Origin of the sequence: Thiocystis violascens DSM 198 (assembly GCF_000227745.2) — a bacterium.
Taxonomy (GTDB): Bacteria; Pseudomonadota; Gammaproteobacteria; order Chromatiales; family Chromatiaceae; genus Chromatium; species Chromatium violascens.
Genome location: NC_018012.1, coordinates 2,820,867 through 2,838,499, shown reverse-complemented (window position 1 = coordinate 2,838,499; position 17,633 = coordinate 2,820,867). Strand labels below are relative to the sequence as shown.

Annotated in this window: 9 protein-coding genes; 3 read left to right on the top strand and 6 right to left on the bottom strand. The window is 64.6% G+C overall.

Going from position 1 to position 17,633, the window contains the following annotated elements; all coding sequences use genetic code 11:
* Positions 1-106 precede the first annotated feature (106 nt).
* The 4 genes from THIVI_RS12505 to THIVI_RS12490 all read right to left on the bottom strand — a co-directional run bounded on the left by THIVI_RS12505 (position 107) and on the right by THIVI_RS12490 (position 5,433).
* Complete coding sequence (locus THIVI_RS12505) at positions 107-517, bottom strand: type II toxin-antitoxin system VapC family toxin (protein ID WP_041446977.1); 411 nt, start codon at positions 515-517, stop codon at positions 107-109.
* On the bottom strand, positions 495-737 hold the full coding sequence (locus THIVI_RS12500) for an AbrB/MazE/SpoVT family DNA-binding domain-containing protein (protein WP_014778957.1): 243 nt from the start codon (positions 735-737) through the stop codon (positions 495-497). Before THIVI_RS12500 ends, THIVI_RS12505 begins: the two co-directional genes overlap by 23 nt.
* A gap of 88 nt (positions 738-825) precedes the next feature.
* On the bottom strand, positions 826-3,462 hold the full coding sequence (locus tag THIVI_RS12495; protein WP_014778956.1) for a glycosyltransferase: 2,637 nt from the start codon (positions 3,460-3,462) through the stop codon (positions 826-828).
* A gap of 321 nt (positions 3,463-3,783) precedes the next feature.
* Complete coding sequence (locus tag THIVI_RS12490; protein ID WP_014778954.1) at positions 3,784-5,433, bottom strand: glycosyltransferase family 39 protein; 1,650 nt, start codon at positions 5,431-5,433, stop codon at positions 3,784-3,786.
* Between the two features lie 372 nt (positions 5,434-5,805).
* On the opposite strand from THIVI_RS12490, the gene THIVI_RS12485 reads away from it, so the two are divergent.
* The 3 genes from THIVI_RS12485 (at position 5,806) to THIVI_RS12475 (ending at position 13,580) form a co-directional block, all read left to right on the top strand.
* Positions 5,806-8,943 (top strand): chemotaxis protein CheB, encoded by a 3,138-nt coding sequence (locus THIVI_RS12485; protein WP_014778953.1) that lies wholly within the window; start codon positions 5,806-5,808, stop codon positions 8,941-8,943.
* Positions 8,933-10,693, top strand: coding sequence for a PAS domain-containing hybrid sensor histidine kinase/response regulator (locus THIVI_RS12480; RefSeq protein WP_014778952.1), 1,761 nt, complete (start codon positions 8,933-8,935; stop codon positions 10,691-10,693). The genes THIVI_RS12485 and THIVI_RS12480 overlap by 11 nt, the downstream gene beginning before the upstream one ends.
* A gap of 562 nt (positions 10,694-11,255) precedes the next feature.
* The gene (locus tag THIVI_RS12475; RefSeq protein ID WP_245537265.1) at positions 11,256-13,580 is read left to right on the top strand and encodes a putative bifunctional diguanylate cyclase/phosphodiesterase; all 2,325 of its coding nucleotides are present in this window, start codon (positions 11,256-11,258) and stop codon (positions 13,578-13,580) included.
* A gap of 260 nt (positions 13,581-13,840) precedes the next feature.
* Here the strand turns inward: THIVI_RS12475 and THIVI_RS12470 are convergent, their stop codons facing one another.
* On the bottom strand, positions 13,841-17,116 hold the full coding sequence (locus THIVI_RS12470; protein ID WP_014778950.1) for a PAS domain S-box protein: 3,276 nt from the start codon (positions 17,114-17,116) through the stop codon (positions 13,841-13,843).
* 270 nt (positions 17,117-17,386) lie between these two features.
* Positions 17,387-17,557: a hypothetical protein gene (locus THIVI_RS24730; protein ID WP_157174439.1), complete on the bottom strand. Its 171-nt coding sequence runs from the start codon at positions 17,555-17,557 to the stop codon at positions 17,387-17,389.
* Positions 17,558-17,633 lie beyond the last annotated feature (76 nt).

The window sequence follows — 17,633 nt, the reverse complement described above, 5'->3', positions numbered from 1 at the left end:
GGTAAACCCTATATCGTATGAAATTGTCACTTTTCCAGCCTGTCCAACGAAAAACCGTCTGGCAAAGTATGCGTCGGCGCGGCATCGCCTGAACGCAGATTACGCCTTAAACATCTGATTTCAATTGAAGATCCAAATAACGGCGTAGCCCCTTATCGAAGGTTTCGACTGGCTGCTGTCTGGCGGCAGCGTGAGCGGCGATCAATGTGTCGACAAAACTCAGGTTGGTGTCGGCGTAAATGGCCAGCGATTGACGAAGGATTGGAAGTCCTTCGCCAGTGACGCCAGGGAAACCAAGTAGGATCGCAAGCTTCGAGGCGATTTCGGCACGCGGCACCTGGTAGATCCGTTGCATGACGTAGACGCATTCGGCGAGCACGGACTCAGGAATCAGAACCCGTCGCCCATCAGTACGGACAGCGTCGAGGATTGTCTTGGAACGGAGATGCAGTTCCGGGTGATCCGCCAGCAGATAACGGAGGATGACGTTGGCATCAATCAGACTGATATCGCTCACGTAGCTCTGCCTCCCACGCCTCTGCGCGCTCATTTTCGACAGGCGCTCCCCTGGCGTAACCGGACAGACAGCCGGCGAGGTCGGGTATGGCTTCAATGCGAACGATGCCGTCCTCAATGACGAGCCGCACGAAATCCGACTGGAGGAGATCGCGAACGTGCTTGGGTAGAGTGATTCGGCCCTTGCTTGAGATCTTCGCGGTTTTCTCGAAAACGTTCATTCGATTTGCCTGGTGAAAACTGATTTCACTGAAATGTAGCAGATGGCAACGGATGTGCCCCGGCGTGTTTCCGGGGCTTGTGGAATGTTCAACCCTCCCGACTGACCGGCTGCACCCCGCTCAACCGCTGACCATTCATCTCCGACATGACCCCGACCAGATCCGCCGGCAGACGCTGCCAGGCGCTGACGAGCGAGACCAGCACCGAGGCCAGATAGGGAATCGACTGCACCACCAGCACCGCGACCCAGATCCGCACGTCGAGCATGTAGGCATCGTCGCGCAGCAGCACCAGACCGGCGGCGAGCAGGAAGGCGAAGGCGAACAGTCCCTCCTCGCGGGTGTCCGCCAGGGCGCGGACGACCGCCGGCGCCTCCGCCATCTTGGGCGTGCGGAAGAATCCCAGCTTGCCGGTGACGAGTCCGCCGAACATGGCGCGCGAAATGGTGTGCGAAAGGGCCAGACCCGCCAGGCCGGCGGCGAGGCTCTGACGCAGCGTGGCCGTGACCCGGCGCCGGTAGAGCACGAGGCTCTTCGACATCTTGAACACGAACAGCACCAGCGGCACCAACGCGACCGTCAGGTAGGGCGGCGTGATCGTGTCCGGAAACATCACCATGGCGACCGACCAGCCGAGCGCTGCGAAGTTGAACAGCAGATTGAAGCCGTCCGCGAACCAGGGCAGCCAGCCGGCGACGAAGTGATAGCGTTGCCCGGCGGTGAGCGCGGTCTTGCGCAGCCCGAGCAGCTCGCGCCGGTGGCGCAGCAGGATGCGCACCGCGCCATAGGCCCAGCGATAGCGCTGCTTCTGGAAGTCGGCGAAGGTGTCCGGCATCAGCCCGCGACCATAGGTGCAGGGGATGTAGAGCGCTTTGTGTCCGGCCTCGAACAGACGCAGACCCAGCTCCGCATCCTCGGTGATGCACCACTCGGCCCAGCCATCGACCTCATCCAGCGTCTGGCGCCGGATCATGGTCATGGTGCCGTGCTGGATGATGGCGTTGCGCTCGTTGCGCGTGACCATCCCGAGATGGAAGAAACCGCGATATTCGGCCATGCACATCGCCTTGAAGGCGTTCTGATCGGCGTCGCGATAGTCCTGCGGGGCCTGCACGATGGCGACCTCGGGATCGGCGAAGCCCGGCACCAGGTGGCGCAGCCAGGTCGGGATCACGAGATAATCGGCGTCGATGACCGCGATCACTTCGGCGGCGGGGTCGGTCTGGCGCAACGCGAAGTTGAGCGCCCCGGCCTTGTAGCCGGCGAGCGGGTCGACATGGAAGAAGCGGAAGCGTTCGCCAAGCGTCTCGCAATGCGCCTGGACCGGCTCCCAGACCTTGGGATCCTTGGTGTTGTTGTCGATGACCAGCACCTCGAAGCGCGGGTAATCGAGCGCGGCGAGCGCGTCCAGGGTCGCGCACAGCAGTTCCGGCGGCTCGTTGTAGGCCGGCACATGCACCGAGACGAAGGGCAATTGCTCATCCGGGACCGTGCGCAGCGGGAAGGGACGGCGCCATTTGTTCAGCCAGATGGATTCGGCCCATTCGTGCGCCTCGGCCATCAGCAGCACGATGACGCCGATCCCGCCGATCAGCAGCAGTACCCCAACGATGGCCGTGGCGGGTGTCATGTACTGGCGCGTGTAATCGTAGACGATCCAGACGGCGGCGGTGGAGATGGCATAGGTGACGAGCGCCAGAAACCCCTTGCCGCGCTTCGCCAGCGTCGCGCTGTCGCGATAGAGGAAGACCAGCAGCAGGACGCCCATCACGACCGACAGACCGGCCAGTTCGCGCCATTGCGGAATGCGCACCACCGGCTGACTGAACTCGAACTTGGCCTGGCGGTTGGCGTTGTAGACGCCCCAATAGTTACCGGTAGCTCCTTCGGTCTTGGCCTTCCAGGGTTGGTCGAACGCCTCCATGACGTAATAGATATAGTTTTCGGCCTCGGCGCGGGCCAGGAAACGGCGTAGAAAGCGCGTCTGATTGGTCGGCGAGGGTTCCGCGCCCCGGTTGCGCCTGCCATTGCTGGGCCAACCGACCTCGCCGATCACGATGGGCTTCTTCGGATAGGCTTCCTTCAGCTCGTTATAGCGGCTGACGGCATAGTCCACGGCCTGATCCACCGGCAATCCCTCCCAGTAAGGAAGCAGATGCACGGTGATGAAGTCGACATGCTCGACCAGCTTGGGATACTTGAGCCAGACATGCCAGGGTTCGGCTGTGCTGACCGGGAGCCAGGTGAGCTTGCGGACACGGTCCAGATAGCCGATCAGTTCGGACACCGGAAGATCCCGGCGCAAAATGGACTCGTTGCCGACGATGACCCGCACGAGGTTGCGATGGCCTTCGTTGAGCACCTCGGCCAAGCGCTTGATCTCGGTCTCGTTGGCGGCGGGTTCGGCGCCGATCCAGGCCCCGAGCGTGACATTCAGATCATGGGCCGCGGCCAGGCGGGGAATTTCGGCCAGCGTATCCTCGACCGTGTAGGTTCGCACCGCATGGGCACGCCCTTCCAGCAGCGCCAGATCCGCGTCGATATCCTCCACCGAAGGGAATTTTTTCAGGCTCGGGTCATCGTCGGCGCGCATGGGCGCGAAGGAGAAACCCTGAATCCGATTCGGCCAGGGCGGCTCTTCCGATGGCTGGTTCAACAGCCACCAGGCGGTGGCTGTCAGCGCGGCGATCAGGAGCGGGATAACGAGATTGATGGAGCGATTCATGCGTTTGTTCGCTGAGTAACGAGAAAAATTATCTAAACTGCGACAACGACAATGGTGCCAAAGATATTCGCTAATGGGTGCTTATTAAGGTGATTTCCGGGAAAGATTTTGCCGATTTCCGTTCGTCCTGAGCCCTGAGCCCTTCGGCTTCGCTCAGGACAGGCTTGCCGAAGGGTCGAAGGATGAGCGGAAATCGTGCTCCGAGGCTGACATTGCAGCCGTTCATGGTTCGACCCTTCGACGGGCTCAGGACTCACCACGAACGGCTGCAATGTCACCACGAACGGCTGCAATTTAGGTATGAACTTTGCCAAAAATCACCTAATAAACCGTTCCTTCGTTCGCGTGAGGGGGCGCGGTTGGTGTGTCGGAACTCGCTCGGCGCGGTGTGACCGCGAACCACTGCCAAGTGCCGGCCAAGGGCGTCAAGGGCCGTTCGGGGCCGATGGCGTCCCGCAACTGGTTCGACGGGGTTAGGACGATCAGGGTCTCGAAGCCGGCTGGAGGCGTGATTCGCTGGTCCCAGGGCTGCCCCCAGAGCCTCGCCTCTGGGGCGAGATGGTAGGCGAGCGAGATCAGTTCGCCCAGCCCTACCCCGCTCTCGCTCGCCACGATTAGGGTCGCGGTCGAGGCATTGGCGATCCGCGCGATGTCGGCATTTTGCGCGCTGAAGTTCTTGGTCGACCAGGTCTCGGCGCGCTGGATGGCAAATAGCGACCAGCCGCCGAGCGCGATCAGCAGGGCTAGCGTCATGAGCCCGGAACGGCGCGACCAGGCGCCGGGCGGCGCGGCGATGGCGGTGCCGATGACCCAGGCGACCATGATCTGAATGGCCAGCAGCGCCGGCAGGGCGTAGCGCGCGTGCAGCGAACGGCTGCCGCCGAGCAGCAGATCCGGACCCAGCATGACGCCGATATAGGCCAACGCCATGGCGACGAGCAGCCAGACCGCCGGACGCGGGGCGCGGCGGACGAAACGCGCCAGCGCCCAGACCAGCGGGACGGTCAGCAGGCTCCACCAGAGCACGGGGCTTGAGGTCAGGTCGACAAAGGTTCGCGTCGGATGCAGCGCCCAGGCCGCGAGGAGATCGTCGAGACCGGCCGGGCGCTGCATCCAGTGCGTGAAATGGTCGACGCGACCGGGCTGGGTGGCGATCACCCACAGCCAGGGCGTGAACAGAATCAGACTGACGCCAACCGCGCTGCCCCAGCGGCGGCCCAGCCGGCCCAGCCGTCCCGCCTGAGCGCCGCTGGCCCGAGAGGCCAGCAGTCCGTACAGCGCGTGCGCCGGGACGATCAGCACGAACAGCAGATGTGCATAGACGCCGAGCGTCATGAACAGACCATAGAGCCACCAGTCCGCGCGCCGGTCGCGGCGCATCGCGCGCGCCAGCGCGGCGCTCGATGACGCCGTCAACAGCAGCCAGAGCGCGTACTGGCGCGCCTCCTGAGCGTAGAGAAACTGAAGCGGCGAACAGGCGACCAGGGCGGCGGCGATCCAAGGCACGAGACCGCGGCCGAAAAGCTCGCGCGTCAGCCAGTAGACGGTCGGAATCAGCAGGACACCGAACACGGCCGAGACGCCGCGCGCGGCGCTCACCGGATCGAGCGGCAGCGCGCTTGCCAGGCGTGCCAGCGCATAGTAAAGAGGTGCGTGCTCCGGGTGTCCGGCGAAGGCGCGGAAGGCGTCGGCCCAGGTATGCGCGGGATCCGGGCGCTGGAAGCGCAGCAGATCGTCCGGGGTCAGGAGTTGTCCGCTGAAGACCGCCGCCTGGACCTCGTCGTGGCGGTAGCCGAATACGCGCAGCAGGGTAAAGACCTCGTCATGCCAGACCAACAGATGATCGAGCCCGAACAGCCGCGCCGCGCCAGCGCTGAGGATGACGAGCAGCAAACCGATCAGGAGATTGGTGTCCGCGTCCGAAGCGGTCCGTGGACCGGCGGCGGAGAGCGACGACAAGGGATGCTGCAAGGGCGATGGTCCTGAACGGGTGTGCATGAAACGGCCGGTTTGCCTGTGACGGCGTCGACGGATTGGCGCGTGCGCGCTGGTTCCGAACCGATGAGGGCTTATCATAGCTTGAAATTCCTGGAGCCGCCGCCAGGCCGTCACTGCGCCGAGGAGCGAATGAAGTAGTTATACGGATCGCTTTCGTGCGGACGAATAGGTACAAATACCCATCACAAGCGGTTGGGTGTCCTGGGTGCGCCGGTCGGATGTGTCCCGAGCGAACGCGGTGTCCCTGAAGCCGTTCATGGTTCGACCCTTCGGCTCCGCTCAGGACTCAGGACGAACGGGAAATCCGAGCCTCGGCACTCTCAGCATTTTTAACCAGGCAGGCCCATGGACAGGAAAAAAACCAATAACGCGAACCCGGATTCCACGTCGGCACCCACCCAGGCGGCCGATGCGCCAGACGCGCCGCTCGACGCGTCGTCAGCGGGCGTTCCGAACACCGATGCCGCGCCAGAGCCGGACTCGGAACCGGCGCCCGAGCCGCCGTTCCCCATCGTCGGCATCGGCGCCTCGGCGGGCGGTCTGGCGGCCTTCGAGGCGTTTTTCTCCGCCATCCCCACCGATCTTCAAACCGGCATGGCCTTCGTGCTGGTGCAGCATCTCGCGCCCGATCACAAGAGCATCCTGACCGAGCTGGTCAAACGCTACACGAGCATGGAGGTCCAGGAGGTCGTCGACGGCGTGGCGGTTCGGCCGGACTGCGCCTATATCATCCCGCCCAACCTTGATATGGCACTTTTGAACGGAAAGCTCCACCTGCTGGAGCCCAAGGCGCCGCGCGGGCTGCGTCTGCCCATCGACTTCTTCTTCCGCTCGCTGGCCCAGGATCAGGGCGAGCGGGCGATCTGCGTCATCCTCTCCGGCACCGGGAGCGACGGGACGCTGGGCGCGCGGGCGATCAAGGGCGAGGGCGGCATGGTGATGGCGCAGACACCTAAGAGCGCGGCCTACGATGGCATGCCGCGCAGCGTTCTGGCCACCGGGCTGGTGGATTTCGAGCTGGCGCCGGCCGAGATGCCGGCGAAACTCATGGACTTCGCGGCGCATGCTTTTGGCAGAAAACCGCGCGCGCCGGTCTCGCCGCGCCCGCGGGTCGTGGATGCGTTGAACAAGATCTGCATCCTCCTGCGCGACCGTACCAGCCACGATTTTTCGCAGTACAAGCAGAGCACGCTGGAACGGCGGATCGAGCGGCGCATGGCGCTGCACCGGATCGACAAACAGGACGATTATCTGCGCTATCTCCAGAAGGATCCGACGGAGGTCGACGCGCTGTTTCAGGATCTGCTGGTCGGCGTCAGTTGCTTCTTTCGCGATCCCGAGGCCTTCGCCGTGCTGGAACGCGACGTCATCCCAGGGCTGTTCGCCAATCGGCCGGCGGGCGCGCCGGTGCGCGTCTGGGTGTGCGGCTGTTCCACCGGCGAGGAGGCTTATTCCGTCGCCATCCTGCTCCAGGAACACCTGGAAACCCTGAAAAAAACCTATCGGGTGCAGATCTTCGCCACCGATCTCGACGCCCGCTCGATCGAGCGCGCGCGCGTTGGCGTCTATCCCGCGAGCATCGCCGTCGATGTCTCCACCGAGCGGCTCGCGCGTTTCTTCTCCCAGGATGCCGAGGATGGCGTCTATCGTATCCAGAAGGTCGTGCGCGATCTCCTGGTGTTCTCCGAACAGAACCTGATCAAGGATCCGCCCTTTTCGCGCCTGGATCTGATCAGTTGCCGCAATCTCCTGATCTATCTGAACAGTGACCTGCAGAAACGGCTGATTTCGCTCTTCCACTATGCCCTGAATCCCGGTGGCGTGCTGTTTCTGGGCAGTTCGGAGACAGTGGGCGAGGCGCTCACGTCGTTCGCGCCGCTCAGCCGGAAGTGGAAACTCTATGTCCGTCAGGAGTCGTCGCTGAGCGTTCCCGCGCTGGCGCCGAGCCATTTCCCGCCGCCCCTGCCCGGCAACGCGCGGCTGCCCACGCCCGCGCCGTCGGGACGGAGCCAGGCCGGGAGCGAGTCGCGCGTGCTGACCGAACGGGCCTTGCTGAATCATTTCAATCCGGTCGGAATTCTGACCAACGGGCGCGGCGAGATTCTCTATATCCATGGCCGCAGCGGGCAGTATCTGGAACCCGCCGCCGGGGATGCCGCCATGAACATCCTCGACATGGCGCGCGAGGGGTTGCGCCGCGAGCTGACGCTGTCGCTGCAGCGGGCGGTGGCGCGCAAGGAGTCGGTCCATCTGCCGGCGTTGCGGGTCAAGACCAACGGCGACTTCACCGGCGTCAATCTGACCGTGCATCCGGCCCAGGCGCTCGATGGCGACGTCCTGCCGGACCTCTACCTGGTGGTGCTGGAGCCAGTGCCCACGCCGGCGGTCGAGACGCGCGCCGCGGAAGACGCCGGCGGCGGGAAACCTGGCGGCGGCGCGCGGCGCATCGCGGAGCTGGAATCGGAACTGCGGGCCAAGGAGGAATATCTTCAGAGCACCCTGGAAGAGATGCAGACCGCCAACGAGGAGCTGAAATCAACCAACGAGGAGATGCAATCGGTCAACGAGGAACTGCAATCCACTAACGAAGAGCTGGAGACCTCCAAGGAAGAGCTGCAATCGGTCAACGAGGAACTGGCCACCGTCAACGTCGAGTTGCAGGACAAGGTCGCCGACCTGTCGCGCGCCAATAACGACATGAACAACCTGCTGGCCGGAACCGGGATCGCCACCCTGTTCGTCGATCACCAATTGCGCATCACCCGCTTCACCCCCGCCACGACGCAGTTGATCAAGCTGATCCAGAGCGACATTGGACGGCCGGTGGGCGACATCGTCTCCAACTTCGTGGACTACGACGATCTGGTCAGGGACGCGCGCGCCGTCCTGAAGAGCCTGACCCCACTGGAAGCGGAGGTCCGGATCCGGCGGGGCGATTGGTATCTGATGCGTATCGGACCCTATGTCACGCTCGACAAGATCATCGAGGGGGCGGTGATTACCTTCATGGACATTTCCTCGCGCAAGCGGATGGAGCAGGGACTCGAAGAGGCGCGCGCCCTTGCCGCGGGCATCGTGGAGACGGTGCGCGAGCCGCTGATCGTGCTGGACGGGGAGTTGCGCGTGGTCTCGGCCAACCGGGCCTTCCATCGCGACTTTCAGCTCTCCCCGGCCCAGTCCCTGGGGCAAACCTTCTGGGAGCTGGGCAACGGGCAATGGGATCTCCCGGCCTTGCGGACCCTGCTGCTGGAGCTCCAGTCGCACGGCAGGGGTTTCGAGGATTACCGGGTCAGCGCCACGTTTGCGGGACTCGGCCAGCGCACCCTGCTATTGAATGCGCGCCGTCTCGACCCGGTCGCCGGTCATGCCGGCGCCATTCTGCTCGCGATCGAGGATATCACCGAACGGATGCGCCAGAGCGAGACGGTCTCCGTCTCGGAACCGGCGGCGCCTCGTCCGCCAGGGGCTTGCGATGACTCATAACGACGAAGCGGAAAACCGCCCGGATCGCGGATCGTCGGCGCACGGGCAAACCGCCAGCGCGGAAACGGCACTGCGCCGGCGCAAGGGAGAACGGGAGGGAGTCATGTTCGACGGAAGCCTGTCATCGATGGGGCCTGATGAGATTGGGCGCATGCTTCAGGATCTGAACGTACATCAGATCGAACTGGAGATGCAAAACGAGGAATTGCGCCGTACCCAGGAGGCGCTGGAGCTGTCTCGGGCGCGCTATTTCGAACTCTACGACCTCGCTCCGGTGGGCTATGTCACCATCACCGAACAGGGGGCGATCCGGGAGGCGAATCTCGCCGCGTCCAAGCTGCTGGGGATCCCGCGAGGCAACTTGGTCAATCGGCCGCTGAGCGGCTTTATCCTGCCCGAGGATCAGGATAATTTTTTCCGCTGCCGCCGGCATCTGTTTGCCACGGGCGACTGGCAGGCTTGCGATCTGCGTCTGCGTCGTGGGGGCGGACTGCCCTTTCCGGCCCATCTGGAATTCGCCCTGGGGAAGGATGGGGACGCGGGGGCGACGCACTGTCTGGTGATTCTGAGCGATCTCAGCGAACGCAAGCGCACCGAGGCGGCGCAGCTTGCCGAGGCGATCCAGCGCGAGGAAAACCGGCGCAAGGATCAATTCCTCGCCCTGCTCGGTCACGAGTTGCGCAATCCGCTCGCCCCGATCCGGCATGTCGCCGAGGTTTTGCGGCTGGCGCCAACCCATGCGCCAGCGATGATCGCGCAGGCATCGGACATCCTGACCAGGCAGGTCGCCCATCTCGTCCGGCTGGTGGACGATCTGCTCGATATCTCGCGCATCGGACGCGGGAAGATGGAGATGGACCGGCGGCCATGCGATCTGCGCGAGGCGGTGGAACATGCCGCCGAGCAGGTGCGCCCACTGCTGGACGAACGCCGGCAGCGCCTGGAGATGACGCTTCCCGCCCTGCCCCTGACGCTGGACGGGGACGCGGTGCGTCTGGCCCAGGTCGTCGTCAACCTGCTGCGCAACGCGAGTCAGTTCAGTCCGCCGGAGGCGTCGATCGTCCTGTCGCTGGAGGCGGTCGATGGCCGCGCATTGCTCCAGGTGCGCGACTCGGGCGCCGGCCTAGACCCGTCCTTGTACTCCCGAATCTTTGACCCCTTCGTTCAGGCCGAGCAGACCCCCGAACGTCGCCAGGGCGGTCTCGGCATCGGGCTTGCCCTGGTCAAGGGCGTGGTGGAACTGCATGGCGGGAGCGTCACGGCAACGAGTCCCGGGCTTGGCCAGGGCAGTACCTTCAGCGTGCGACTGCCGCTGTCGGATCGGCTGCCGGCGGACACCGCGCGGTCGCTTCCGGAGGCGCGGACCTGTCCGAACGTCTACCGCATCCTGGTTGTCGCGGAGCGCCCGGCGACGGCGGAGAATTGCGCCCTGCAGTTGCGTCTCCTGGGTCAGCGAGTGGAGACGGCCGCGGACGCAACCGCGGCGCTCGCGGTCGTGGAGCGTCTGCGTCCCGATCTGATTTTGCTCGATGTCGGGTTACCCGGCATGGACAGCGGCGAGCTGGCGCGCCGCCTGCGCGCCACCGAACCGGGTCGAACCGCCTGGCTGGTGGCGGTCGCCGGCGATGGGCAGGAGCCGGATGTCGAAGGGGCGAGGGCGGCGGGCTTTGACGAGTGCCTGCTCGAACCATTGCAACGGGACGCGCTGGCTGACTTGCTGGCCCGCTGTCCGGTTGCGCCGTTTCGCTGAGGCGATGTCCGGGGAAATTCAATCCGGATTTAGGCGATTTGTGGAAAAGCTTATCGCTAGATTGCAACACGCTCGTGGTGATATGGCATCCGTTCGTGGTGACATTGCATCCGTTCGTGGTGAGTTTATCGAACCATGAACGGAGGCCATGCCGGCCTCCGAGCGCGATTTTCCATTCGTCCTTCGAGTACCTCAGGACGAACGGAAAATCGGCAACGTCTTTCCTGGAAATCAGCAACGTCTTTCCCGGAAGCCGGAAGCCGGAAGCCGGAAGCCGGAAGCCGGAAGCCGGAAGCCGGAAGCCGGAAGCCGGAAGCCGGAAGCCGGAAGCCGGAAGGTGGCATGGCCTCCGTTCGTGGTGAGTCCTGAGCCCGTCGAAGGGTCGGACCATGAACGGAGGCCATGCCGGCCTCGGAGCGCGATTTTCCGTTCGTCCTTCGAGTGCCTCAGGACGAACGGAAAATCGGCAACGTCTTTCCCGGAAACCGGAAACCGGAACCGGAAACCGAAAATTGGAAACCGAAAATCGCCTGAATAATCGACCACGACGGTGACGGAGCTGATGATGCCTCAATCAAACGATCCGCGTCATACGCCTGCCGCCTTCCAGGCTGGCCGGTCGTACTCCTGGCACGATCTGCGTCGGCGCGCGGAGGCGCGCCTGGGGGCGACGGAGATCCTGGAGCCGATCGCAAGCCTCGCCGTAGGGGCCGGCTCGCTCACGCCCAATACCCACGAACTGCTGGTCCACGAACTGCAAGTGCATCAGCTTGAACTGGAGATGCAGAACGACGAGCTGCGACAGATCCAGGAGGAACTGGAAATCTCGCGCGCGCGTTATTTCGATCTCTTCGACCTGGCGCCCATGGGTTATCTGACCCTCGACGAAGCGGGCCTGGTCGAAGAGGCCAACCTGGCCGCGGCGACCCTGCTGGGCATTCCGCGCGCGGAGTTGGTCGGTCGGCCACTGACCCGCTTCATTCTCCCCGAGGATCAGGACGCCTATTACAGTTGCCGCAACCGGCTCTGGTCCACGGGCGAGCGGCAGGTTGGGGAGTTGCGTCTGCGCTGTGACGACGGGCAGTCGGTCTGGATCCGCCTGGAAACCAGCCTCAGCCGGGATGCGCGGAGCGCGCACACCATCTGGCGAGCCACTCTGAGCGACATCACCGAGCGCAAACGCAGCGAACGCGATCTGCTCGATACCCTGCGACTGCGCCTGATGGGGGAGATTGCCGAGTTGACCTTTTGGGAATGGTCTCCGAACACGGACGAGGTGCACTTTCCGCCCGAATGGCATGGCCAGACCGGCTATGACCCTGCGGAAGCGCCCAAGCGGCTCGGCGAGTGGGCCGCATTGCTGCATCCGGAAGACGGCGAACCGATTCTGTTCCAGCTCACCGGTTTCGTCGATGCCCCCGAGACGCCCTGCGAAATCCAGTACCGGCTGCGGCGCAAGGATGGTCTTTACCGCTGGTTCGTCGCACGTTTGAAAGCGATCCAGGATGCCCGCGGCCAGGTCGAGCGCGTCCTGCTGGTGCAGCAGGATGTCACCGCGCGCAAGCAGGCCGAGGATCGGGCAATCGAGGTGGCGCAGCATGATCCGCTGACCGGCCTGCCGGGGCGCGCACTGCTTGAGCATGTGGCGAACCACATGCTCGCGAGCGCCCGCCGCGCGGGCCGCCAGTTGGCGGTCCTGTTTTTCGACCTGGATCGCTTCAAGGCGATCAACGATGCCTATGGCCATCCGGTGGGCGATCGGCTTCTGCGGGCGGTCGCGCAACGGCTGCTGGATACGTTCCGCGCCGAGGATCTGGTCGCCCGGCTCGGTGGCGACGAGTTCGTCGTCGTCCTGTCCCATATCCGCGACGCGGACGACGCGGCGCGCGCGGCGCGCAATGCCATCGTCGCCTTGACGCCAGCCTACGCGATCGAGGGGCTGGAGTTGCCCTGTGTCGCCAGTCTTGGGATCAGTCTGTTCCCGCAGGACGGCGACAATATCGACTGCCTGATCCAGCGCGCGGATCTTGCGATGTACCACGCCAAGCAGTTCAGCCCCGGTCATTATCAATTCGTGACCGAGGCGCTGAATCGAAAGGTGTGCGACGAGACGAGGCTGGAAGCCCGGCTGCGTGAAGGGTTGTCGGGCAACGAGTTCCGGTTGGTCTACCAGCCGGTGCTGGATACGCGCAGCGGCGCCGTGACCGGGGTTGAGGCCCTGTTGCGCTGGCCGCAGCCGGACCGGTCCGACGTGGCGCCTCAGAACTTTCTCCCGGTGGCCGAATTCAGCGGTTTGATTCATGAGCTTGGTCGGTGGGTGTTTCAGGAGGCCTGCCGCCAGCATCTGGCCTGGCGGAACAGCGGGCTGCCGCCGATCAGGATCGCCGTCAACGTGTCGGCCCGTCAGTTTCACCATCAGGGGTTTCTGGGCCAACTGACCGCCGCGTCCGAGGCGGCCGGGATCGATCCGGGAGCGCTCTCGCTGGAATTAAGCGGGGCGGCGCTCATGCAGGACAAGGAGGGCTCCCAGCGTCTGCTCGGCGAGCTGAAACAGCTTCGGGTCGGCGTGGCGCTGGACGATTTCGGCATGGGCTGCTCGGCGATCGGCGAGTTGGAGCAACTGCCGCTGGAGCGGCTGGAAATCAATCGGGCGCTGGTCCAGCGACTTGGTTCCACGGACAGCATGCCCGCCGTACTGAAGACCATTATCGGTTTCGGGCACGCCTTGAAGCTCGACATCACCGCGGTCGGCGTCGAGGCCGAGTCGGATTTGGAATTCTTTCGCGCGCACCGTTGCAACCAGGTCCAGGGGTTTTTTCTGGGCGTGCCGATGTCGGGAGAGCGCTTCGTCGGATGGTATCGCGAGCATGCGGCCAGGATGCATTGATCGCCCCCTGGGTGCCTGAAAGTTAAGCCGTTCGTGGTTCGACTCTTCGACTCACTGCCATTAAGGTGATTTACGGGAAAGACTTTACCGATTTTCCGTTCGTCCTGAGTCCTGAGCCCTTCGGCTTCGCTCAGGACAGGCTTGTCGAAGGGTCGAAGGATGACCGGAAAATCGCGCTCCGAGGCCGACATTGCATCCGTTCATGGTGAGTCCTGAGCGTAGTCGAAGGGTCGAACCACGAACGGCTTAGGGCGTGTCCATCACAAGCCGGCGCTCCCAGGGGCGCTGACGGCGCGCAACCAGTGCCGCGCGGAATCATAGTCGAACGCTTCGATCATGCGGCCGATCTCGCGCGCGGGTTCGCCCAGGGCGGCGATCAGGAGCGCGGCGGATTCGCGAAAGACCCCATTGGCCAGGGTGTTGTCCTCGGTCAGCAGGGTATCGAGATGGGCAAGCGTCTCCCGTACCCGCGGCCAGTCCACCGCGATGTTCGGCGCATCGGCGGCGCTGGTGGGAAGGACCGTTGCCAGGCCAATGACCAGGGCGCGCAGTTCGGTGTCGAGCGCTTGCGCGCGCTGCTCGATCTCGTGCGCGGCGTGGCCTTCGCGGATGGCCTGTTCCAGTTCGGCGGCCAGGGTCGCCAGGCGCCGGGCGCCCAGTGTTCCCGCCACGCCCTTGAGCGAGTGGGCATCGCGGCAGGCGGTGACGCGATCCTCGGCGCGCAACTGCTGGACAATGGACCGTGCGTCGTCGCTATGGCGACTCACGAAGGAGGCGAGCAGGCGCAGATAGCTGTCGAGACGGCCCTGAACAGGCTTCAGTCCGAGTTCCAGATCAAGCCCCTCGATCGCTTGAAGACGGCGGCGAATCGCGTGCTGCTCGGCCGTCGACGTCGGTGCGGTCGATTCCGCCCGAGCGGCAGGTCGCCCGGATTTTGGCAGCCATTTCAAGAGGGTGGCATGGAGCACGTCCGGATCCACGGGCTTGGCGAGATGATCGTCCATGCCCGCTGCGAGACATTCCTCCCGATCCTCCTGAAAGGCGCCGGCGGTCATCGCCAGGATCGGGGTGACCGCCCGTCCGGGCAGGCGCCGGATCGCTCGGGTCGCCTCCAGCCCGTTCATCGTCGGCATCTGTACGTCCATCAGAATCAGCGCGTACGCGTTCCGGCGCGCCAACTCCACCGCCTCGGCCCCGTTGCTGGCCAGGTCGACCGCGAATCCCAATTCCTGGAGTTGGCTCAGGGCGACCTCCTGGTTGATCGGGTTGTCTTCCGCCAGCAGCAGACGCAGACCCGCGGAGCGTGCCATCAAGCGCCGGTCGGGCGCGGAATCCGCCGTTTCCGGGTCGCCGGACATCCCCGCGCGACCGGCAGGCTCGGCGCCTTTGCCGAGACGGGCGGTGAACCAGAACAGGCTGCCCTCGCCCGGCTGGCTTTCCACCCCGATCTCGCCGCGCATCAGGTGCGCCAGACGCCGGTTGATCGCCAGCCCGAGACCGGTGCCGCCATAACGGCGGGTAATGGAGCTGTCCGCCTGTTCGAAGGCGACGAACAGACGCGCCTGATCCGCCAGGGCGATGCCGATGCCCGTGTCCTTGACCTCGAAGCGAACCAGCAGGTCAAGCGCCGTTTCCTCCAGCACCCAGGCCCGCAGGACGATCTCTCCCCGCTCGGTGAACTTGACCGCGTTGACCACGAAATTTAGCAGGATCTGGCCCAGCCGCAAGGCATCGCCGCGCAGGATGCCCGCGAGCGCGGGAGCGATTTCCTGGCGGATGCGCAACCCCTTCGCCGTCGCCTTGTCGGCCGTCAGGGTGCGCAGATTCTCCAGCACCTTGGCGAGTGCGAAGTCGGCTTCCTCCAGTTGAATCCGTCCCCCTTCGATCTTGGAAATATCCAGGACGTCATTGACGACACCCAGCAGGTGCTGAGCGGACTCCGCGATCTTGCGCAGATGCTCCTGTTGCCTGGGCTCGCTCGCGTGGCGCCGCGCCAGGTGGCTCAGCCCGATGATGGCGTTCATGGGGGTGCGGATCTCGTGGCTCATGTTGGCCAGGAAGCGGCTTTTGGCCTGGCTGGCCCGCTCCGCCGACTCCTTGGCCATGGCCAGGGCCGCATCGGCGCGGCGGCGCATCACGATGCGCCAGAGATCGTTGACGAGCAACTGGATCTCGTGTTCGTCGGCGTCGTCATAATCGGTTGCCTTGTTCCCGACGCCGATCAGCACCCGAACCTTGTCCCCTTCGACCACAGGCACGCCTAAATGGCGGATCAGATGGGTATGCCCAGGCGGATAGCCCTTGCGATCGCTCATGCCCTGATAGTCGTTGTGCGCCACCGGACGGCGTTGGCGCAGCGGATCGGCCCAGATGCCGGCCTCGGAGACCGGATAGTGGGTCTCGTGCAGCGCGGTGCAATGCTCCAGGGTCGCGTCGGACCACACATAGAATTGGATGGTCTCCTGGTCCTCGTTGACCAGATGCAGATAGCCGATCTGGCTCTCGGTGATGCTGACCGCCGCCTCGACGCCCCATTGCAGGATCTCGCGCTCGTCCAGGGCGTGGGCGCGCTGACTCATCTCGAAGACCGCCTGAAGCCGGGCATCGCTGACCAGCAGGCGCCGATGGGCGGACTCCAGTTCCGTCGTGCGCGCGACCACCAGTTGTTCCAGGTGCTGGCGATGGATCTCCAGGTCGGCGGCGATCCGCCGTTGCTCGGTGATGTCGGTCCAGATCGCCGCGAGATACATCCGTCCGCGGATGACCATGAGCCGATTGGAGATCCGCAGCCAGCGCACCGAGCCGTCCTTGTGCCGGTGCGGGAGTTCGAAGGTGCCGCCGCCGCGCGCGAGGAGCGCGTTCATCCGTTCGCCGACCTGCTCCGGGGTCAACTCGGCCTGGATGTCGTCGAGCGCGAGGCTGGCGAACTCGTCCCTGGTGTAGCCCAGCGCCTGATGCGCCGCGGCGTTGAATTCGGCAAACCGCCGGGTTTCGGCGTCGATCAGAACGATGCCGTCCGATGCCTGACCGACGATGGCGTGGTAGATCTCCTCGCGTTCGCTGAGCGCCTCCTGGGTCTGGCGCGCCGCCGTGATGTCGCGGGCGATGCCGAGCACCCCGATCAGCGTTCCCGCGGCGTCGCGCATCGGGGTCTTGATGGTCTCGAACAGCCCGGAGTAGCCATCGGCGGCGAAGGTCAGCACTTCTTCGTTACGGCTCGGCACGCCGGCCGCGATGGCGGCCAGGTCATGGGCGCGGAAGAACTCGGCTAGGGGCGCGGGGACGAAATCGATGTCCGTCCGGCCCAGGATGTCCGCCTCGGGGGCGCCGTAGAAACGCTCGAACATGGTGTTGCAGGCCAGATAGACTCCGTTCGGATCCTTCAACCAGACCAGATCCGGGATGGCGTTGATCAGGGTGCGCAGGCGCGCGCGCTCCCGTTCCTGCGTGTTCTGCTCGCGCTGCTGGTCGGCGATGTCCCGCGCCAGGATTTCGGTGGCATCGAGCGCCTGGTCCAGTTGCGAAGGGTGATTCATGGGCTCGGACGGAGAGGGATTCGGATAAGCAGCGATGTTGTCATGCTATGTCAGACCCGCAAGCCCGGCAAGCGAGCGCCAGTAATTCTCAGTTTGAGCCTGACCGTTTCGTCTTCTCTGCCCGGAAAGCAGGGCTAAGGCAGCCTGAAGCCGTTCGTGGTGAGTCCCGAGCCCGTCGAAGGGTTGAACCATGAACGGCTTCACGCTCTGAGCACCGCCTTGACCCGCGCCACCAGCTCGCGCGGGCTATACGCCACCAGCTCGCGCGGGCTATAGGGCGGCGTGCTGGAAGTCGCGAACCGGTCGCGCCAGTCGTCTTGAGAGCGGATAGGCCAGCACCGCCGACAGCAGCAGCATGGCCAGCGCGATGATCCAGAGCCGGTGGCCCTGGGTGGCGCGAAAGCGCAGTTCGGCCGTCTCGGGGTCAGGGCGGCGATCCACAGACGCCGATCCGCAAGGAGCGGCTCCCAGGAACGGTCGCGGCGATAGCAGGGTCAGGAAGAGTCTGGCGTGAATC

What these genes read in the sequence shown, in the direction of transcription:
- THIVI_RS12500 (WP_014778957.1), bottom strand. Translation starts at nt 737, where the DNA reads ATGAACGTTTTCGAGAAAACCGCGAAGATCTCAAGCAAGGGCCGAATC.
- THIVI_RS12495 (WP_014778956.1), bottom strand. Translation starts at nt 3,462, where the DNA reads ATGAATCGCTCCATCAATCTCGTTATCCCGCTCCTGATCGCCGCGCTG.
- THIVI_RS12485 (WP_014778953.1), top strand. Translation starts at nt 5,806, where the DNA reads ATGGACAGGAAAAAAACCAATAACGCGAACCCGGATTCCACGTCGGCA.
- THIVI_RS12480 (WP_014778952.1), top strand. Translation starts at nt 8,933, where the DNA reads ATGACTCATAACGACGAAGCGGAAAACCGCCCGGATCGCGGATCGTCG.
- THIVI_RS12475 (WP_245537265.1), top strand. Translation starts at nt 11,256, where the DNA reads ATGATGCCTCAATCAAACGATCCGCGTCATACGCCTGCCGCCTTCCAG.
- THIVI_RS12470 (WP_014778950.1), bottom strand. Translation starts at nt 17,116, where the DNA reads ATGAATCACCCTTCGCAACTGGACCAGGCGCTCGATGCCACCGAAATC.